At 62.9% G+C, this 20,737-nt stretch carries 15 protein-coding genes; 11 read left to right on the plus strand and 4 right to left on the minus strand.

Translation table 11 applies throughout. The annotated features are described in order from the left end of the window. The first annotated feature begins 1 nt into the window (after position 1). The 3 genes from AC2JAJ_RS07385 to AC2JAJ_RS07395 all read left to right on the plus strand — a co-directional run bounded on the left by AC2JAJ_RS07385 (position 2) and on the right by AC2JAJ_RS07395 (position 2,174). Positions 2–1,327: a flavin monoamine oxidase family protein gene (locus AC2JAJ_RS07385; RefSeq protein ID WP_486416320.1), complete on the plus strand. Its 1,326-nt coding sequence runs from the start codon at positions 2–4 to the stop codon at positions 1,325–1,327. Between the two features lie 77 nt (positions 1,328–1,404). Beyond that, positions 1,405–1,767, plus strand: a complete 363-nt coding sequence (locus AC2JAJ_RS07390; RefSeq protein ID WP_486416319.1) for an NAD(P)-binding domain-containing protein — start codon at positions 1,405–1,407, stop codon at positions 1,765–1,767. 77 nt (positions 1,768–1,844) lie between these two features. Next, entirely contained in the window at positions 1,845–2,174 is a 330-nt protein-coding gene (locus AC2JAJ_RS07395) for a pyrroline-5-carboxylate reductase dimerization domain-containing protein (protein ID WP_486416318.1), read from the plus strand. A gap of 734 nt (positions 2,175–2,908) precedes the next feature. Here the strand turns inward: AC2JAJ_RS07395 and AC2JAJ_RS07400 are convergent. Further along, on the minus strand, positions 2,909–4,027 hold the full coding sequence (locus tag AC2JAJ_RS07400; protein ID WP_363959129.1) for an MFS transporter: 1,119 nt from the start codon (positions 4,025–4,027) through the stop codon (positions 2,909–2,911). A gap of 497 nt (positions 4,028–4,524) precedes the next feature. Continuing rightward, complete coding sequence (locus AC2JAJ_RS07405) at positions 4,525–5,802, minus strand: aspartate aminotransferase family protein (protein ID WP_486416317.1); 1,278 nt, start codon at positions 5,800–5,802, stop codon at positions 4,525–4,527. 147 nt (positions 5,803–5,949) lie between these two features. Here AC2JAJ_RS07405 and AC2JAJ_RS07410 point away from each other — a divergent pair, with 147 nt between their 5' ends. The 3 genes from AC2JAJ_RS07410 to AC2JAJ_RS07420 are packed head-to-tail and all read left to right on the plus strand — an operon-like array spanning position 5,950 to position 9,619. Next, entirely contained in the window at positions 5,950–7,131 is a 1,182-nt protein-coding gene (locus AC2JAJ_RS07410; RefSeq protein ID WP_363960502.1) for a M24 family metallopeptidase, read from the plus strand. 2 nt (positions 7,132–7,133) lie between these two features. Beyond that, entirely contained in the window at positions 7,134–8,387 is a 1,254-nt protein-coding gene (locus AC2JAJ_RS07415; RefSeq protein ID WP_486416316.1) for an aminotransferase-like domain-containing protein, read from the plus strand. Beyond that, on the plus strand, positions 8,384–9,619 hold the full coding sequence (locus AC2JAJ_RS07420) for a M20 family metallopeptidase (protein WP_363960499.1): 1,236 nt from the start codon (positions 8,384–8,386) through the stop codon (positions 9,617–9,619). Before AC2JAJ_RS07415 ends, AC2JAJ_RS07420 begins: the two co-directional genes overlap by 4 nt. Before the next feature lie 67 nt (positions 9,620–9,686). On the opposite strand, the gene AC2JAJ_RS07425 is transcribed toward AC2JAJ_RS07420, so the two are convergent. Next, entirely contained in the window at positions 9,687–10,196 is a 510-nt protein-coding gene (locus AC2JAJ_RS07425; protein ID WP_174182169.1) for a DUF3830 family protein, read from the minus strand. A 190-nt stretch (positions 10,197–10,386) separates the two neighbouring features. Between AC2JAJ_RS07425 and pdxS the strand changes: the two genes are divergently transcribed. After that, positions 10,387–11,298, plus strand: coding sequence for a pyridoxal 5'-phosphate synthase lyase subunit PdxS (gene pdxS / locus AC2JAJ_RS07430; RefSeq protein ID WP_363960496.1), 912 nt, complete (start codon positions 10,387–10,389; stop codon positions 11,296–11,298). A gap of 26 nt (positions 11,299–11,324) precedes the next feature. Beyond that, positions 11,325–13,292, plus strand: a complete 1,968-nt coding sequence (gene acs / locus AC2JAJ_RS07435; RefSeq protein ID WP_501053433.1) for an acetate--CoA ligase — start codon at positions 11,325–11,327, stop codon at positions 13,290–13,292. 439 nt (positions 13,293–13,731) lie between these two features. Here acs and AC2JAJ_RS07440 read toward each other — a convergent pair whose 3' ends face one another. Beyond that, positions 13,732–14,727, minus strand: coding sequence for a D-2-hydroxyacid dehydrogenase (locus AC2JAJ_RS07440; RefSeq protein ID WP_363960541.1), 996 nt, complete (start codon positions 14,725–14,727; stop codon positions 13,732–13,734). Positions 14,728–14,793: 66 nt separating this feature from the next. On the opposite strand from AC2JAJ_RS07440, the gene AC2JAJ_RS07445 reads away from it, so the two are divergent. The 3 genes from AC2JAJ_RS07445 to AC2JAJ_RS07455 are packed head-to-tail and all read left to right on the plus strand — an operon-like array spanning position 14,794 to position 20,647. Next, complete coding sequence (locus AC2JAJ_RS07445) at positions 14,794–16,071, plus strand: aspartate aminotransferase family protein (protein WP_321214876.1); 1,278 nt, start codon at positions 14,794–14,796, stop codon at positions 16,069–16,071. An 8-nt stretch (positions 16,072–16,079) separates the two neighbouring features. Next, on the plus strand, positions 16,080–19,160 hold the full coding sequence (locus AC2JAJ_RS07450) for an FAD-binding and (Fe-S)-binding domain-containing protein (RefSeq protein WP_363959282.1): 3,081 nt from the start codon (positions 16,080–16,082) through the stop codon (positions 19,158–19,160). Continuing rightward, a complete protein-coding gene (locus tag AC2JAJ_RS07455) occupies positions 19,157–20,647 on the plus strand; it encodes an NAD-dependent succinate-semialdehyde dehydrogenase (protein WP_174181001.1) in 1,491 nt (496 codons plus the stop codon). Before AC2JAJ_RS07450 ends, AC2JAJ_RS07455 begins: the two co-directional genes overlap by 4 nt. Positions 20,648–20,737: the final 90 nt, after the last annotated feature.

A 20,737-nucleotide genomic window follows, 5' to 3' on the forward strand; every position in this document is an offset into this window, starting at 1 on the left:
CGTGATCATTGTCGGAGCCGGCGCGGCGGGACTCAGCACCGCGTACCATCTGCGGGACACTGGCCTGGACGTCCTCATCCTGGAGTCCGGCCCTGACATTGGCGGCAGGGCACACACGGTCCCCCTCGCCGGAACCGCCGCCAATTCCGGTGCCATGTTTGTCTACAAAGACACCAAAACCGAAGAGCTCGTCAACGAGCTGGGAATCGCTACCGTTCCGTTCATCCCGGAAACCTACGGGATTCACGTCAACGGCAAGACCGTTGTGGCCAGAACCAATGAAGACGTTGTAGCCGGCCTCAATATCAGCGAGTCCGAAAAGACAGAACTCCTGAAATTCATTGATGCTTCCCTCACGGAATACCAGGACTATGTATCTGCCCGGACACCTGCCGGCGAACTGGGCAAGCTATCGGAAGAGACCGTAGCTGAACGCCTGATCGGCCTGCAGCCGGCCGTCCAGGACATCATCACCACAGCCATCCGGGGCGGCGCAGTAGGTGATCCGGCCAACCTCTCCGCCAAGTACGCCCTCCGCTACTTCGCCAGCTACCTCGCCCGAGAGAAGAACAACCGCCTATTCGCGCTGGCAGGCATGCAAGCCATACCCCGGGCACTGCTCAAACACCTTCCCAACCACACACTGCGCTGCAACACCCACGTCACGAACGTGGTCCCGCTCGAAGAACAGCTCTACGAGGTCACCGTCACCGGTGAGGAAGGCCTGCAGAAGCTCACGGCCAAGCACGTTGTGCTGGCCGTCCCCGCCCCGGTGGTTCCCGACATCGTCAAGAGCCTGCCGGACTGGAAGACTGCAGCACTGAAAAAGGTAGCAAGTCCAGGCAGCACCACGCTCAACATCGTCGCCGATATTGAAGGGCTGCCCAAGCTCAGGGACTGGGCCTTCATCGTGACGGTCGGCATGCCCTTTGACGCCATCATCAACCCCATTCCAGGAGGTACCGAGGAGACACGCAAGGCGAACATCCTCCAGCTGACCTGCTACGGAAATTCGTCGGGCTACCTGCCTGGGTTTGCTGACAACGAGGAACACATCATGGACTGGATGGAGGACGTGTACACGGTGGCTCCCGAGCTTCGCGGCCGGGTGCTCGGCGTGCACGCCCAAACCTGGCAACACTGTTTCGCCCTGCTCAGCCCGGAACGGGCATCAGCCCGTCCCGAACTCCAGCACCCCGTCGGATGGCTGCACTTCGCCGGCGACTATACCTCGGAGACCGCCGGCACCCATGGGGCCTACTCCGAAGGAGAACGGGTTGCAGCCCAAATACGCGCCGCCATGAAACCCGCAAAGCAGCAGGCATAACCCGCTTGGGCACCACAGCGCCCAAGCCATGCCCTGATTCTGCAACGACCTTCTCTTCTTGAAAGGACCTCCTCCTAATGACGGTCTTCGGAATAATCGGCGTCGGGTCTATTGCCTCCGCGATCGTCACGGGCCTGTGTGAAGACGTCAGGGAACCCCCACAGGTGGTGCTGTCACCGCGCAGCCAAACGCGTTCCAGTGATCTCGCCGCACGTTTCCGAACAGTCACGATTGCTTCAACCAACCAAGAGGTCGTCGACCAGAGCGACGTGATCGTTTTGTGCGTACTACCGCACCAGGCACAGGAAGTGCTCGGGCCACTGGCATTTCGAAAAACCCAGGGAGTCGTCAGTGCCATGGCAGGGGTAAACCTGACCGTCCTGCAAAACCTGGTCTACCTGCCAAGGACATCGCACGAAGCATCCCCGCGCCAGCAGTAGCCACACGATCCAGCGTTACGCCGATCTACCCCTCTACGGAAGCTGCACGCGACCTCTACGACAGACTCGGCGGGCGATTGGAACTTACCGATGAACTCGCATACGAAGCAGTTTCTGCGGCATCGGCGACCGTAGAAGCCTACTTTCACTACCTCGGCACCATCGCCGACTGGCTCGCTGCCCATGGAGTGGCCGGCAGAGATGCCCGTCGATACGTCGCCGCCACATTCAGGGAACTGTCTGAGGAAATGGACACTACAGACGTCGATTTCAGTACCCTGGCCCGCGCGCACACGACAGAAGGAGGCCTCAACGAACAATTCGCAAAGCACCTCACCTCGCAAGGCACCTTCACCGCGGTGGGCGAAGGTCTAGATGCGGTCCTCGCACGGCTCTCACGCACCTGAAAAGGGCCGTTCCTATTGCGGTCCCCCTCCCGTTCAGCAACAGCGCCCAAGGTAAAGAGGTCGATCGGTCCACTCCGAACCCGACCAGATTGGGTACACCCAAACCTGACAAACGTGTCCGTGCCGCATGTAAAACGGTGGGAGTTGGTTCTCCCCTCCCCCATGATGAAGTGTGCTGCTTCCGCCCACGGCCGTGGACAATTCCTATAAGTTATCCATCGCTACTGCTTCCAGGGACCTACCCCAACGGCTCCTACTTCCAGCCGTGGATAACCTGAATTGACCCCAGCTCAGAGGGGCTCCAGTTCCGGCCGTGTGGTCAGCACGCACGGGTTTGCCGGCCGTGCCAAGTTGACGGAATATCCATTATCGGCGAATGAAAATAGGCGGGGGAGCGGCCCAAGACAGCCCGGGCGTGCTCCACTTTCAGTGCATTACTCATCGAGGAGCCAGTGGGTTGCAGGGCACAAGCTAACTGGACGAGCATGGCTGACAGGCTTGACCTCTAAACCTCATCTTAGGGCGAGCTGAACTCAACTTGGCAGAGTGAGGTTTGGAGGAGCCAGTGACCGGAAAGCGGATCGGGTACGTCCGTCAGTACGCATGTGAGGAGCTCATGCTGTTCACGCCCGAAAGCGTGGGTTGCGGCTGTCGGCAGCGGACTCCGAGGTCGGAAGGTAGGTGGGCGGCAAGGAATTGACGACGGGTTTGCAGCCTGGAGTGTCCTAAGGCGATCAGGCAAGGGTCATGATACTGGCGATGACTGCTCCGGCGCCCAGACCGAGGTCGAAAGCGATGTTCCAGGCGGCACTCACTTGCTCTGTCCGGGCCGGCGTTTGCGCACGCCGCATCATTAGTGTCAATGCGGCAGTCTGGATCATGCCTGCTCCAGCGCCGACCGCGGCGCTGGCTCCGATCTTTACCAGCGGGGTTGAACCGGGGACGGCGAAGCAGGCGACGGAAATCACCAACAGAACGGCCGCGCTGGCAGCGGTGCCGACAGCTGATGAGTGATCGCACAACGCCCCACTGGCCAGGCGTCCGAGCGCGACAGTGCTCTGGATTGCGAAAACCGCCAACACAGCAGCGATAGCAGTTGTCCCCGTGACCAGGGACGCCGCCGAGGAGAGCACGGCGGCATACAGAACGACGGCCAGCAGGTGGACTGCCAGGATCACCAGCACCACGAGGACGGCGGCCACGTTTGGGAGACCAACACCCGATGATACGCCGTCGGTGATCGGAGATGCCGGCGAATTCAGCCGTGCCAGGTGCGCCGGCCCGTTGTAGGCGATGTTCTTGGCCACAGCCAGCACAGGCAGGACTGCCAGGAGAGCGAACACTGTCCCTCCCAGGACCACACCCGATGCACCGAAACGCGCGGCCAGGAGGAGCCCGACGGGCGCTCCAACAGCACCACCGATTGCTGAACCGAAGCCGTAGACGCCTAATGCCCAGCCCACATGTTCCGGGGCGGCGAGCTCCTTGGCCCATGCTGTGGCGGTTACCACGAAGACCCCAAACCCGACCCCTAGGAGGATTAGGCCTGGCCAGAGGACTCCGAAGGGCAACGCGGCCAGTCCGGCGGCAATGGCCAGCAATGACATCCTGACCACCCGGGCACGGTTCCGCGTCCAAGGGCCTATTGCCAGGACAAAAGGCTGGATGAGGACCACAACCACCATCAGTACTCCCACTACCACCCCTGCAGGTTCCCGGGCGGTGGTATAGATGAGCGGCGCGCCGGAGTAGAAGCAATAGAAGCTTGCAAATGCGCCACCAGCGGCTCCCGCCAAGCTGATAACGCCTCGTGACTGCCGCCGACTGGTGCCCGTACCGCTTGTGAACACCATCAGTAGGCCCTTTCGGATGGAAGTTTCGGGCTCCAGCCCGGCCAGCGGTGCTTGCCCAAGATTCTGGAGAAACACAAACGTTCAGTGCAGTTCACGGGTCCGAAAACCTCCGCGGTGCGGCGGGGCAGGCTTATGCTTCATCCCCGTGAAGAAATTCCGGCAAATGGATCGGAAAGACACCGAGAACCGGAATCCCTTGGCTAATTCGCTTATAGCTACGGCAAACTGGCGGTTCATGAGCCTGTACCTGCTCGCCGGGAATCCAGCAATCGCTGGCCACGCCCTGGCCGTCTTGATTCCATGCTGTCAGGTCGACCTGCCAGCATGGAATCAACAGCAAAGAGACCGAAAGGTATTCCGGACACCAGTTTGATCACATGCAGGTACCTGCGGGTCCGCGACGCAATCCGCTAAATCTAGTACCTGAAGGGCGTTCTTGATCTACACCCGTCGAGGGTCTGCATTGTCACGGCCGGTGCTGGAGAGACCTTGCATGACTACCTTCCTGCCAGAACAGGAGCGGCTGCGGTGACGGTGGCGATGGCGTTTTCGAAGCGTTCGAGGCCGGTGGTGATTTCTTCGGCGGTGACGATGAGGGCGGGGATGAGGCGGACGACGTTGCCGGCGGGTCCGCAGGTGAGTGTGAGCAGGCCGTGGTTGGTGGTGGCCTGTTGGACTGCTGCTGCGGTTGCGGCGTCGGGGGTGCCGTCTTCGGTGGTGAATTCGATGCCTTGCATCAGGCCTTTACCGCGCACATCGCCGATGACGGGGAAGCGGGCCTGGATGTCTTTGAGTCCGGTCTGGAGCTGCTCGCCGCGGATCCGGGAGTTCTCGACGAGCCCTTCGTCGCGGACGACATCGAGGGTGGCGACGCCGGCGGCGGCAGAGACAGCGTTCCCGCCGTAGGTTCCGCCCTGGGACCCGGGCCAGCCTTTGGACATCAGCTCGGTGGAGGCGGCTATGGCGGAGATCGGGAACCCGGAGGCGATGCCCTTGGCGGTGATCAGGATGTCCGGGGTTGCGGTGGAGTACTGGTGTCCCCAGAACTTGCCCATCCGGCCCACGCCTGCCTGGACTTCATCGAAGATCAGCTGGATGCCGTGCCGGTCGGCGCGTTCGCGCAGTCCTTCCAGGAACGCCGCCGGGGTGGGCAGGTATCCGCCGTCACCGAGGGCCGGTTCGATCAGGAACGCTGCAGTATCGTTAGGCGCGGTCCGGGTCTGGAACAGGTAGTCCAGTTCCTTCAACGCGAATTCCACCGCGGCCGCCTCATCCCAGCCGTAGCGGTAGGCGTACGGGAAGACGGACATGTGCACCCCGGACATCAGGGGGGAGAAACCGGCAGAGAACTTCGTTCCGGCAGTGGTCAGCGACGCCGCCGCCACCGTCCGGCCATGGAAACCGCCCTGGAACACGACAATGTTCGGCCGGCCCGTGGCCATCCTCGCCAAGCGGATCGCGGCCTCAACGGCCTCCGATCCGGAATTGGCGTAAAACACCGAATCCAGGCCTTCGGGCAGTACCTCACCAAGCTTCTCGGTCAGCGCCAGCAAGGGCTTGTGCATCACCGTGGTGTACTGGGCGTGGATGATCTTCCCCACCTGCTCGCGGGCAGCCTCCACTACCCGCGGATGGCAATGACCCGTGCTCGTCACACCGATGCCGGTAGTGAAATCAAGATACGACTTTCCATCAGTCGCATGAATCCAGCTGCCAAGGGCATGATCAACAACCAGCGGGGTCGCTTGCTTCAGAAGAGGGCTAAGAGAAGTCATGCATCCAATGATGCGCATCACATCATCCTATTGTCAACAATCAAACGTTAGAGTGTTGTTGTTGCTGCTCCATCCCGGCAGATTTGTGTGATTCCTCCCACAGGGCTACATTGTAGACAATCTACTAAGCCCCATTGGAGGTGTGCTTTGCTCTTCAGCGAAGAGGAGTACGCGGCGCGTCTAGCTGGCGTACGGTTGCGGATGGAAAAGCAAGGCTTGGGCGCCCTGCTGGTCACTGATCCAGCCAATATTTACTATCTCACTGGCTACAACGCCTGGTCCTTTTATACCCCGCAGCTGGTTTTTGTGCCGGCGAGCGGACCCATGCTCCTCTTTACGCGGGCAATGGACGCGGGCGGCGCCTTCCGTACCACATGGCTTCCCCAGGACTGCATCATCGGTTACCCGGAGCAGTACGTACACCGACCGCATGTCCATCCTTTCGACTGGGTGGCCTTCGCCCTGCGTGAGCGCTTCCTTATAGCCCCGGCGGCGAAGGGGTGCGTGGGCCTGGAAATGGATTCCCACTTCTTCTCCCCCAAGGCCTACCGCTCCTTGCTTAATGCGATCCCGGAGTGGTCCCTGGTGGACAGCTTTGAGCTAGTCAACTGGGTCCGCTCGATCAAGTCCCCGGCCGAGATCCAGCTGATGCGCGGAGCGGCGCAGGTCTGCATGGCTGCCATGCAGGCCGCCGTCGAGACGATCGATGTGGGCGTCCGTCAGTGTGATGCCGCCGCAGCCATCAGCGAAGCCCAGATCAAAGGCGCAGGAGGGGTAGGCGGAGATTACCCGGCCATCGTGCCTATGCTCCCCACAGGCGAAGCAGCGGACACCCCTCACCTGACCTGGAGCGAGGACCGCTTCGAGGTGAATCAGGCCGTGGTCATCGAACTGGCCGGTGCCCACAAGCGCTACCACACACCCCTGGCGCGTACCATGGTGCTCGGCAAGAAGCCGGAACGTCTGGAAAAGCTGGCGGACGCCGTCGCGGACGGCCTTAACGCGGTGCTGACCGAAGTGCAGCCCGGTGTCCCCGTCCGCGAACTGGCACGGGCCTGGAACTGGACATTGGCCAAGTACGGCCTGGAAAAGCCCTCCCGCATCGGTTACTCGATTGGCGTCGGTTATCCGCCGGATTGGGGCGAGCGCACTATCTCCATCCGCTCCGAGGATGAATCCATCCTTGCGGAGAACATGACCTTTCACTTGATCGGCGGCATGTGGATGGATAACTACGGCTACGAACTCTCAGAATCCATCCGCGTCACTGCCGACGGCGTGGAAACCTTCACCAGCTTCCCCCGTGACCTCATCCAGAAAGGCGCCTAGCCATGACGATCAACCACTTTGGGACCCGTTCCCCCGCTGCCCTTCCCTTAGCAGACCGAGCTGTCGGCCTGGTCGGTTCGGTCATCGACTCCAGCACGTCCCTGTTGGCAGCCCAGACGCATGACATTGTCCGGTTTGCCATGGGCTCGCCCGCTGACGAGGCCGTGCCGCTGGAAGAATTCCGGGACATCGCCGACAAGGTCATGGACCACAGCTCCCTGACCTACGGCGCCACCGAAGGCGAGCCGGTGCTGTTGAAAGCCCTCGTGGAGTACCTGGCTGGCACCTCTGACCCTACCGTCGAGGAGCGCGTCACGATCACCGCCGGCGGAATGCAGGGTCTTGACCTGGCCTGCAAGATCTTCATCAACCCTGGCGACCTGGTGATTGTTGAGAGTCCCACCTACACCAACGGCAGCGGCACCGCCCTGAGCTACGGGGCCGAGCTGCTTGAGGCGCCTATGGACCAGAACGGTCTCATCGTCGAGGCCCTTCCGGATCTGGTAGCAGCTGCTGGCCGTACCCCCAAGGCCATCTACACCATCCCCAATTTCCAGAACCCGTCCGGTGTCACCCTCACGCTGTCCCGCCGCCACCAGCTGCTGGAGCTGGCCCACGAGTGGAATGCCGTCATCATCGACGATGACCCGTATGGCCTGCTCCGTTTTCAGGGTGAGGATCTGCCCTCCTTCCAGGCGTTGAGCCCCGGTGATCCACTGCTCTTTTCCGTCCGGACGTTCTCCAAGATCCTGGCCCCGGGGCTGCGGGTGGGCTGGGTTGACACTGATCCGTCCCTGCGCCAGTTGGTTATCAATGCCAAGCAGGCGATGGACACCTGCACCAACGTCCCTGCCCAGCACATCGTGGCCGAATTCATCCGTCGCGGCGGCCTGGACAACCATCTTGCCGGCCTGCGCTCGGAGTACAAGAGGCGTAAGGACGCCATGCAGGAAAGCCTGCACCGCAATCTCGGCAGCAGGATCACCACCACTGACCCCGAAGGTGGATTCTTTCTCTGGCTCACCCTCCAAGGCGAAGACGCGAGGATCAACACGAGCAAGCTCTTCGAGACGGCGCTGGCGGAGGGAGTCGCCTTCATCCCTGGGCCGGCACTGTCCGCCAGCGGAAAATTTGGGGACGCGCTGCGGCTCTGCTTCGCGTCCACCACTCCCGAGCGGGCAGAGGAAGGCATCATCCGCCTCCGCCGTGCGATGGACCGTGAGCTCGCGGCCCTGGAAGAGGGAGCCAGCGCGTGAAAACCGCTGCTCTCGGGCAGGATAGCCAGCAGGATTCTGCGGGCAAGAACCTCGAACAGAAGGTCCTGGACCTAATAAACGAAGCGGAGCTCGTCTCACTGACCACAGCGCTGGTGGCAGCCGGCGGCGAAAACCCTGGTGGCACCGAAGAAGCAACAGTGGCGGTCATGAAAAGCTTTAGCTTGGATGCAGGCCTTGACGTGTCGGCCCAGACCGTCGCGCCGGGACGTCCCAACTTCACCGCCGTCCTGCCGGGCGGACCTCAGCCGGGGCTGCTGTTTCTGGGCCACTCCGACGTGGTGCCCGCCGGTAGCGGTTGGGAGCAGCCGCCGTTTGCGCCGTACGTGCGGGACGGACGGCTGTTCGGCCGCGGCTCCACGGACATGAAGGGCGGGTTGGCCGCGGTCCTTATAGCTTTGAAGGCCCTCAAGGACGCGGGCGCGGAGTTGCGCGGCAACGCCGCGCTGGCCTGCACTGTGGACGAAGAGGACTTGGGTATTGGCATTCGGGCCTACACGCCGGCAGCGCTGGCGGATCCTCATTTTTCCTACTCAGGGTGCGTTGTCGCCGAACCCACCGACCTGGAAACGGTTATCGGTTGCCGTGGCGACAGCTACATCGAGCTAAAAATCACTGGCAAATCCGCACATTCGGGGCGTCCCGCTGATGGGCGCAACGCCATCGACTCCGCGGCGAGGATTCTAGATCTGGTCCGCGCGGATCACGCCCGACTCCAATCGGCAATGGATCCGCTCCTTGGTGCCGGAAGCTGGAACACAGGCCTCATCCGCGGCGGCACGGGAACATCCATGGTGGCAGCCGAATGCACCGTCTCCCTGGACCGCCGGCTCATGCCCGATGAGAACGCCCAAGTGATCCTTGACCAGCTCCTTGGCCAGATCAACGGCGCAGGCATTGATACGGACGGCATCACGGTGGAAGCAAAGGTCATCATGGACATGCCGGGCTTCCGCACCCCTGAGGTCCACCCCCTGGTGGCTAACTCAGTGGCCGCCCTGGCCGATGCCGGCGTAGACAGTGCCGTGACGGGCTGGACCGCAGCCTGTGATGGTGGCTTCATTGCCCGTGACCTCGGCGTCCCCACCATCGTTATGGGGCCCGGCGGACTCAACGACCAGGCCCATCAGGTCAATGAATCAGTGAAGATCGCAGAGCTTGTGGCGGCGGCCCGCGCCTATGCACTCATGTGCCTCAGGCACGGGCATAGCTGACGTAAAACGAAGAACGGCCGACGGCATGTAGCGCCCTCGGCCGTTCTTCGTCGTTTCTTGGGGGTGGCTATTCAGAGTCCTCAGCGCGGCTGTAGGTTAACGTCTCATCCCGGGCACCGCCCATCCAGATATCCTGGCAAGCCGCCGCCATCTCATCCAGGCCTTCAACAATGGTGGCAAAGACGTTTCCGGGAACCCAACCCGTGTCGCCGTTGAGCAGCAGGTTGTTCCGCCCGTAGAAAACGGCGAGGTCGACGATGGTCTGGACTTCATCAGTCCCTGAGTCCGCCTCGTACCCGTGCGAAGGCGTCTTCAGGTCATTGGACGTGAACGTGAAGTAGCAGACGTCGCCGGGAATCGGCGTCACCGTGGTGTTCTCGGCGCCGGGCTCCTTAGGAGCGAAAGCCGGGACGAGGTTGTATATCTCATTACGGGCATACTTCCCATGGAATACCTGGCTGCTTAGTGGTAGAGCGTCCCAGACTGCATTGCTCGTGCGGGGCGCAACGTCGTCGAGTAGGACCGCCTTGCAGGTCACTCCCCGCTTCTCGAGAGTGATGTTGATGTAACGAGCCATGTTTCTGCCTGTCTTCCTTTAGTGCACGCCGCAGGTGCACGGTGCTTATATAGGTCGCGTTGAGACTATGTGGGTAGGATCACAGTTGTCAACAATCCTACCAAACTGCCTTGGTGTCCAAAAGATGCGCTACGGCTGGTGGCAGTGTATTATTGTCAACAATCTACCTCGTACATGTAAGGCGATACTCATGCTCCACGGCGAACAAGTGGCATACGACAGGGTCACGGGCAGCGGCCGCGTGAAGCGGGGCATGGCTGAGATGCTCAAGGGCGGCGTCATCATGGACGTCGTCAACGTCGAACAGGCCCGCATTGCCGAAGATGCCGGTGCTGTTGCTGTGATGGCGCTGGAACGCGTTCCGGCCGATATCCGTGCCCAGGGCGGCGTGTCCCGGATGTCCGATCCAGACATGATCGACCAGATCATCGACGCCGTCTCCATTCCGGTCATGGCCAAGGCCAGGATCGGCCACTTCGTCGAAGCCCAGGTCCTGCAGTCCCTGGGCGTGGACTACATTGACGAGTCCGAGGTCCTGACCCCGGCCGACTATGTCAACCACATCGACAAGTGGAAGTACACCGTTCCCTTCGTCTGCGGTGCCACCAACCTCGGTGAGGCGTTGCGCCGCATCAACGAGGGCGCGGCGATGATCCGCTCCAAGGGCGAGGCCGGCACCGGGGATGTGTCCAACGCGACCGGGCACATGCGCCAGATCCGCTCGGAGATCGCCAAGCTCGCTGCGCTGCCCGAGGACGAGCTCTATGTCGCGGCCAAGGAACTGCAGGCCCCGTACGAATTGGTCAGGGAAGTTGCCGCTGCCGGCAAGCTCCCCGTGGTCCTGTTCACCGCCGGCGGCATCGCCACCCCGTCCGACGCTGCCATGATGATGCAGCTCGGCGCGGACGGCGTGTTTGTCGGTTCGGGTATCTTCAAGTCCGGCAATCCCGCCCAGCGCGCGGCCGCCGTCGTGAAGGCCACGACCTTCTTCGACGATCCCGATGTCCTCGCCAAGGCCTCCCGCGGCCTGGGTGAAGCGATGGTGGGCATCAACGTCGACGAAATCCCGCAGCCGCACCGCCTCGCCGAACGCGGCTGGTAACCCCCTTTATGTTCGAAAGGACATACGTGTCTACCACAGAATCAGTCCACGAGGACCCGCTGCACCCGGCGCCCGCCGCCCCTTTCGCCTTTCCGCCTTCGTCGGAGTTCGCTGCGAACGCTGTGGTCACCGCGGCTGAGTATCAGAAGGCCGAGGCGGACCGGCCGGCTTTTTGGGCCAGGCAGGCGCGGGAGCTGCTGACCTGGAGCAAGGATTTCGACGAGGCGCTGGACTGGTCCAATCCGCCGTTCGCCAAGTGGTTTGTGGGCGGGGAGGTCAACGCAGCGTACAACGCGCTGGACCGGCACGTGGAGAACGGCCGCGGGGACAGGGTGGCCATCTACTTCGAAGGCGAACCGGGTGACACCCGCACCTACACCTATGCGCAACTGACCGATGAGGTGAAGAAGGCAGCGAACGCGTTCGAGTCCCTGGGCGTGGCCAAGGGCGACCGGGTGGCGGTGTACCTGCCGATGATCCCCGAAGCGGTGATCACGCTGCTGGCGTGCGCCCGGATCGGCGCCGTGCACTCGGTGGTGTTCGGCGGGTTCTCCGCCGACGCGCTGCGGTCCCGCATCGAGGATGCCGAGGCCAAGCTGGTGGTCACGGCCGACGGAACCTACCGCCGCGGCAAGCCGAGCCCGCTGAAGGCGGCCGTGGACGAGGCCCTGGCGCACGATGGCCACACGGTGCAGAACGTGGTGGTGGTCAAGCGCAACGGCCAGGACGTGGACTGGACCGAAGGCCGGGACCACTGGTGGGCGGACACCGTGGACGCTGCCTCCGCCGAGCACACCGCTGTGGGCCATGATTCGGAGCACCCGCTGTACATCCTCTACACGTCCGGCACCACCGGAAAGCCCAAGGGCATCCTGCACACCACCGGCGGGTACCTCACCCAGACCGCCTACACCCACAGGGCAGTCTTTGACCTGCATCCCGAAACGGACGTGTACTGGTGCACGGCCGACGTCGGCTGGGTCACCGGGCACTCCTACGTCGCCTACGCGCCGCTCATCAACGGCGCCACCCAGGTCATGTACGAGGGCACCCCGGACTCCCCGCACCAGGGCCGCTGGTGGGAGATCGTGGAGAAGTACAAGGTCTCCATCCTCTACACCGCCCCCACCGCCATCCGTACCTTCATGAAGTGGGGCGCGGAGATCCCGGCAAAGTACGATCTTTCCTCCCTGCGGGTGCTGGGCTCTGTGGGCGAACCGATCAACCCCGAGGCGTGGATGTGGTACCGCAAGGTCATCGGCGGCGACAAGGCACCCATTGTGGACACCTGGTGGCAGACCGAAACCGGGGCGCAGATGATTGCCCCGCTCCCCGGGGTTACGGCCACCAAGCCGGGCTCCGCCCAGGTGCCGCTGCCAGGCATTGCCGTGGACGTCGTGGATGACATGGGCCAGTCCGTCCCCAACGGGCACGGCGGCTTCCTGGTCATCCGCGAACCCTGGCCGGCCATGCTCCGGGGAATCTGGGGCGACCCGCAACGGTTCAAGGACACCTACTGGTCCCGGTTCGAAACCATGTACTTCGCCGGCGACGGCGCCAAGAAGGACGAGGACGGCGACATCTGGCTCCTCGGCCGGGTGGATGACGTCATGAACGTCTCCGGGCACCGGCTCTCCACCACCGAGATCGAATCCGCCCTGGTCTCCCACCCCGCCGTGGCCGAGGCCGCCGTCGTGGGAGCCGCGGACGAAACCACCGGCCAGGCTGTCGTCGCGTTCGTCATCCTCCGCGGCGACGCCGTGGACTCCGGAGACGAAATCGTCCAGGAACTCCGCAACCACGTCGGCAAGGAAATCGGCCCCATCGCCAAACCCAAGAACATCCTGGTGGTCCCCGAACTGCCCAAGACCCGCTCCGGCAAAATCATGCGCCGCCTCCTCAAGGACGTCGCCGAAGGCCGCGACCCCGGCGACGCCACCACGCTCTCCGACCCCACGATCATGCAACAGATCGCGCAGTCGCTCAGGAAGTAGTGCGCGGAAAGGACCGGTGATAGGGGTCCACGTTGGGTCGGCCCCATGAATTAGGGACGCTCAGGGGGTGATGGGAAGAAGTAGACCTCCGGACGCAATAGATTTGTGGCGAAATCCCGTTCCACATAGGGAGCAAATCCATGTCTTACGTTGGCACGCGCCCGCCTCTCACGTCGGCACACGCCGCAGCGCTGCCAATTCCAAAGTGCCACCTGCGACTGGCCATGGTTTCAGGGAGTGCTGTGCTCCAGAACTGTTGAGAACCAGTTAGGGGCTGCGGCGAAAAAGGAGCTCTTCCACCAAACTGAACAGCAGGAGCCGGGCATGCCGACACCGCTGATGATCCCCCCGAGCACTGCTGTTGCCAGGGACTTGCGGCCCCCTCGGAGAACAGGCTCCGCCAGTAGCATCATGTGGGCACCTGCCCCTCAGGTGGAGGCTATTTTGTAACGTACCCCAGTTTTTTGTCCACCTGGTTGAGAAGTGGCTCGCTTTGGAGCCAGCGATCCAGATTCGCTGCGAACTGGTCCGCGAGGGTTTCTCGCCAGCCCACGACATCTCCGCACATATGAGCGGAAATATGGACGTTGTTCATGCTCCAAAAAGGATGGTCGCCTGGCAGCGGTTCGACGTGAAAGACGTCCAGTGATGCCGCAGCAATACTGCCGGCCCGGAGGGCTTCCACCAAAGCGTCTTCGTCCACGAGGGCACCCCGCCCCACGTTCACAACATGGGCGGAAGGCTTCATCGCCGCCAGCACCGAACTGCTCAGGATCCCACGGGTATCCCTGGTCAAGGGTGCAATCAGCACCAGGTGGTCTGCCCAGCCGGCGTGGCTGACGAGGTCCTCGCTGGCCACTACCTCGTTGAAGTCCGCGTCGTAGCTGCGCACAGTTCGTCCAGCGCCGATAACATTCAGGCCCACCGCTTTCAGCAGCTTGGCAGTGGCCCGGCCGATTCCCCCGGTACCAACGATCAGGGCGTTCTGTCTGGCAGTCCGCTGGACCTCGCGGTGCTTCCAGACCTTCTGGTTCTGCAGATCTTTACTGGTATGCAGTTGCTTGTCATGAGCCAGGATCGAGGCGAGCACAAACTCTGCAATTGATCCATCGAAGGCCCCGTGGGCGTTGGTAACTAAAACCTCCGAATTCCGCAGCTCGTCAAAGAGCAGCGAATCCACGCCGGCAGCCGCGACGTGCACCCAGCGCACCGAGTCAGCATGCTCCCAAGCGTCACGCAATGCAGTGGAGAAGAAGTCCCAAAGGAATAGGACCTCCGCTCCGGGCAGTGCCTCGGCCAGCCCAGCTGCATCGGTCATAACCACATCGGCGCGCGATCGAAGGGTCTCCAGATTATGGGGAGGAACAACGCCCTCCGCCGTCAGAATGACGATCTTTGGGCGGGGCGTGATGGCTGGCTTGGTCGTTGTATCCACCTCTTCACCCTAACCCAATCTGCCGATTGTTGACAATAGGATGATGTGATGCGCATCATTGGATGCATGACTTCTCTTAGCCCTCTTCTGAAGCAAGCGACCCCGCTGGTTGTTGATCATGCCCTTGGCAGCTGGATTCATGCGACTGATGGAAAGTCGTATCTTGATTTCACTACCGGCATCGGTGTGACGAGCACGGGTCATTGCCATCCGCGGGTAGTGGAGGCTGCCCGCGAGCAGGTGGGGAAGATCATCCACGCCCAGTACACCACGGTGATGCACAAGCCCTTGCTGGCGCTGACCGAGAAGCTTGGTGAGGTACTGCCCGAAGGCCTGGATTCGGTGTTTTACGCCAATTCCGGATCGGAGGCCGTTGAGGCCGCGATCCGCTTGGCGAGGATGGCCACGGGCCGGCCGAACATTGTCGTGTTCCAGGGCGGTTTCCATGGCCGGACGGTGGCGGCGGCGTCGCTGACCACTGCCGGAACGAAGTTCTCTGCCGGTTTCTCCCCCCTGATGTCCGGGGTGCACATGTCCGTCTTCCCGTACGCCTACCGCTACGGCTGGGATGAGGCGGCCGCGGTGGAATTCGCGTTGAAGGAACTGGACTACCTGTTCCAGACCCGGACCGCGCCTAACGATACTGCAGCGTTCCTGATCGAACCGGCCCTCGGTGACGGCGGATACCTGCCCACCCCGGCGGCGTTCCTGGAAGGACTGCGCGAACGCGCCGACCGGCACGGCATCCAGCTGATCTTCGATGAAGTCCAGGCAGGCGTGGGCCGGATGGGCAAGTTCTGGGGACACCAGTACTCCACCGCAACCCCGGACATCCTGATCACCGCCAAGGGCATCGCCTCCGGGTTCCCGATCTCCGCCATAGCCGCCTCCACCGAGCTGATGTCCAAAGGCTGGCCCGGGTCCCAGGGCGGAACCTACGGCGGGAACGCTGTCTCTGCCGCCGCCGGCGTCGCCACCCTCGATGTCGTCCGCGACGAAGGGCTCGTCGAGAACTCCCGGATCCGCGGCGAGCAGCTCCAGACCGGACTCAAAGACATCCAGGCCCGCTTCCCCGTCATCGGCGATGTGCGCGGTAAAGGCCTGATGCAAGGCATCGAATTCACCACCGAAGACGGCACCCCCGACGCCGCAACCGCAGCAGCAGTCCAACAGGCCACCACCAACCACGGCCTGCTCACACTCACCTGCGGACCCGCCGGCAACGTCGTCCGCCTCATCCCCGCCCTCATCGTCACCGCCGAAGAAATCACCACCGGCCTCGAACGCTTCGAAAACGCCATCGCCACCGTCACCGCAGCCGTAACCGTTTCCACTGGATCCTGAGCCCCGCCATGATTGATGCTGTTCGCTCCCCCGCAGGACCGGCAACGGGTACCCGCCGGACCGGTGCACCAGTTGCCGGTTCCCCTGCTGTGCTAGCACGTCTGGCATGGGCAGGCGTGGCCGCCGACAGCTCGCCGCGCCGCCTCGCGGAATACTCCTATGACGCTTCCAACTACCGGGTAGCACCACTTGCCGTAGTGTTTCCACGGACGGTTGAGGACGTCGTCGCGGTTGTTGCTGCCTGCCGTGAAACCGCAACGCCGCTAATTGGGCGCGGCGGCGGGACCTCCATGGCCGGCAACGCCATGGGTCCAGGCGTGATACTGGACTTCTCCCGGCACATGAACGTTGTCCACGAGATCGACGAAGCTACCGGGACCGTAAGCGTCGACCCCGGGGTGGTGCTCGCCGTCCTCTCCCGGGAGGTGGAAAAGGCCACGGGCAACCGGTACACCTTCGCCCCGGACCCGTCCTCCAAGAACCGCGCCACCGTGGGCGGCTCTCTGGGCAATGATGCGTGCGGCAACCACTCCGTCCGCTATGGCCGGATATCTGACCACGTAGTGGAGATCGATGTCGTCACCTCCGACGGCGCCCGCCTGACCGCCACCGCCACGGGGTTGCGTGCCACCGATCCTGAGGACAATGCCTCGGCAGCACGTGCCGGTGCATTGACCGCCTCCTTTAAGGAACTGGCCCACAGCCACTTGTCCGAGTTCCGCCTGGAACTCGAACGGATCCAGCGGCAAGTCTCCGGCTACCACCTGGCCAACCTGCTCCCGGAAAACGGGTTCAACATCGCTCGCGCCCTCGCAGGTTCCGAGGGAACCTGCGCCATCATTGTGGGCGCGCGGATGAAGCTCGTCCCAAAACCAGCCAGCGCCCTGCTGGTGTGTTTGGGTTATGCGGACGTCGTCGACGCTGCCCGTGACATCATGACTATTCTGGAGTTTTCCCCGGCCGCCGTCGAAGGTATCGACGAGGCGATTGTGGACACTATGCGTTTCCGCCGCGGCAAGGGCTCAGTAACGGGCTTGCCCGAAGGAAAGGCCTGGCTGTACGTGGACCTGGACGGCGAGAACCCGGGCCAGGTCCGGGCAGAAGCTGACCGGTTGTTGGCACGGCTCAGGGAAAACGGCCGCCTGGTGGATGGGCGCATGGTGCCGGACCTCCAGGAACGAGCGGCTCTGTGGCGGGTCCGCGAGGACGGCGCCGGGCTCTCCGCTCGCCTCTCCACGGGTGGTGAGTCCTGGCCAGGGTGGGAGGACTCGGCGGTCGCCCCTGAGAACCTCGCGGACTATCTTTCGGACTTCCGCGAACTCCTGGCCCGCCATGATCTGACGGGCGTTATGTACGGCCACTTCGGTGCCGGTTGCATGCATATCCGCATCACCTACGACCTGCGCACGCAGGCCGGCCGCGCCGTATTCCGCGGCTTCACCAAGGAAGCTGCCCAACTGGTGGTCCGCCACGGCGGCTCGCTCTCCGGCGAGCACGGCGACGGCAGGGCACGCTCGGAATTGCTGCCGCTGATGTACTCGCCGCGTATGCTGGCAGCCTTCACCACATACCGGCGCACCTGGGACCCGGCACAAATCCTTAATCCCGGGTCCCTCACCGAACCTGACCCCATGGACGCTAACCTGGCACTCCAAGGCATCCCCGAGCGGCAGTGGCGCACCACCTTCGACCTTCGCCCCATCACAGCCGGTGGCGGCTCGACCACCGAGACCGACACGCCCGAAACCTCTACCGGCAGCGGGACGGATCCGTGGATCCACGCGGTTCAAAGCTGCATAGGCGTAGGCCGCTGCCGCACGGACGCGGGCGGCGTGATGTGCCCCAGCTACCGCGCCACGAAGGACGAGAAGGACTCCACCCGTGGCCGGTCCCGGGTGCTCCAGGAAATGGTCCGCGGCGCCCGCACCATGGAGGAAGGTTGGAAGTCCGAGGAGGTCCGCGAGGCCCTTGACCTATGTTTGTCCTGCAAGGCCTGCTCCAGCGACTGTCCCACGGGCGTTGACATGGCCACCTATAAGTCCGAGTTCTTCTCCCATTACTACAAGGGCAAACTCCGCCCGATGTCCCACTTCTCACTGGGCTGGCTTCCTCGGTGGCTTAAGATCACGGGCCGCACCGCGCCACTTGTCAACGCTGTGATGTCCACCCCACTGGCCAAGGTCGCATCCGCCTTGGGCGGACTCACCACCCGGCGGGCAATGCCACGCTTCGCCGGAGCAGGCGAGTGGCGCCGCGAAGTAGCGGCTGCCGGCATCGGACCAGTAACAAACTCCAACGGTGGCATTGCTCCGGCCGTCAACGGTGTTGTGCTGTTTGTGGACACGTTTACCCGCGGGTTCCGTCCGGAGGTGGCCGGTTCCGCTGCTCGCGTCCTGGCCGGTGCAGGTTCTGTGGAATGCTCAGCTGACGCCTGCTGCGGCCTGACCTGGATATCCACCGGTCAGCTGGACACCGCCAAAAAGTTGATGGCCGAGGCAGCGGTGGCATTGGATGACGGGACCGATCGGCCCATCGTGGTGGTGGAACCCAGCTGCGCGGCGGCGCTGCGCAAGGACCTTCCCGAACTGGTCCACACGGACCAGGCCCGCCGGGTTGCTGCCCGGGTGCGGAGCTTTGCGACACACATCGAAGAGCTCGCCCAGGCAGGTTGGAAACCGGCGCCGACCCAACCCCTTCCGGAGCAAGTGGTGCTGCAAACGCACTGCCATGAATACTCCGTGTTCGGAGCCGGCGTTCAGCGCGCTGCACTCAAAGCCGTGGGTGTGGACAGCGTAGTGGATGCCACCGGCTGCTGCGGCGTCGCCGGCAACTTTGGCTTCGAAAAGGAGCACTACGACGTCAGCATGCTGGTGGCAGAGCAGGCGTTGGCCCCGGCCTTGCGCCAGACCGACTCCAATACCGTGATCCTCACGGACGGATTCTCCTGCGCCATGCAGGTAAAGCAGATTGATAACTCCAGGCCGGGCCGTCACCTTGCCCAACTACTGGACCCCGCCGAAAAATCGGCAGTGAACTCCGAGCACAGCCACCAGCCACTCCCTTCCAACCTAGAAAAGGATCCATCATGAGCATCCAGGCAGCCGCCTCCCGGACCTCGCAAAAGGCGCTCGACGCCGTCGCCAAGGTCAGCACGAACCTCTACATTGACGGAGAATGGGCCGAAGCAGCTTCCGGTGCCCGGTTCAATGTCATCAATCCCGCCACCGAGGAAGTCATCGCCAGTGTCGCTGACGGGGGCCCCGAAGACGCACGCCGTGCCATTGAAACCGCCGGACGTGCACAGAAACAGTGGGCCAAAACCCCGCCCCGGGAGCGCAGCGAGATCCTGCGCCGTGCCTTCGACCTGATCATGGCCCGCCAGGACGAACTTGCTTTAATCATGACCACGGAAATGGGCAAGCCCTTTGCTGAGGCCAAAGGCGAGGTGGCCTACGCCGCTGAGTTCTTCCGCTGGTTTTCAGAGGAAGCTGTCCGTATCGGCGGAGATCTGACCACCACCGGCGACGGCAAGAACCGTATCCTCGTCTCGAAGGAACCCGTCGGACCTTGCGTCTTGGTGACGCCATGGAACTTCCCGTTGGCTATGGGCACCCGAAAGATCGGCCCCGCAATCGCCGCGGGCTGCACCATGGTCTTCAAACCGGCCAACCTCACGCCGCTGTCATCGCTGGCGCTGGCGGACATCCTGATAGAGGCCGGCCTGCCCAAGGGCGTGCTGAACGTGGTAACCACCACTAAGGCCTCTGACGTGGTGACACCATGGATGGAAAGCGGCATTGCCCGCAAGGTCAGCTTCACCGGATCCACCGGCGTGGGCATTCGTCTTCTGGAACAGGCTGCCAAAAACGTCATGCGCTCCTCAATGGAGCTGGGCGGGAACGCACCCCTCATCGTGTTTGAAGACGCGGACCTGGACCGCGCGGTGGAAGGTGCGTTCGCTGCCAAGATGCGGAACATGGGTGAGGCTTGCACCGCCGCCAACCGGATCTTTGTCCAGCGCTCCGTTGCAGCCGACTTCTCCGCCCGCCTCGCCAAGCGCCTGGGGGATCTGAAGGTGGGCGACGGCGCAGTGGAAGGCACGGACGTCGGACCCCTGGTTGAGGAGAAGGCGCTGAACAAGGTCCAGGAGCTGGTCGATGATGCCGTTTCCAAGGGCGCCACCGTGGTCTGCGGCGGTTCCCGTCCCGAGGGCAACGGCTACTTCTACTCCCCCACAGTGCTGTCCGATGTCAGTTCCGACGCGGCTCTGATGAGCGAAGAAATCTTCGGCCCGGTGGCTCCGGTCATCCCCTTCGACACGGAAGAGGAAGTGGTCCGGCTGGCCAACGACACCCCGTGGGGCCTTGCCAGCTACGTATTCACCCAAGACCTGGACCGCGCCTTCCGCGTCGGCGATGAACTTGAGGTGGGCATGGTGGGTCTGAACACCGGTATCGTGTCCAACCCGGCAGCTCCGTTCGGCGGTATTAAGGCCTCCGGCCTGGGCCGCGAAGGCGGCAAGGTCGGCCTGGATGAGTTCCTGGAGATCAAATACATGGCCATCCCCCGCGTCTGACCGCAGCCTCTAAGACCTTTCCAATAAAAATTCCAACCCTCTCTTCATCCGCAGCCCCACCTGACGGCTCTCTCACCTTTCCTCACCAAT

This window comes from Arthrobacter sp. MOO21 (assembly GCF_057369995.2).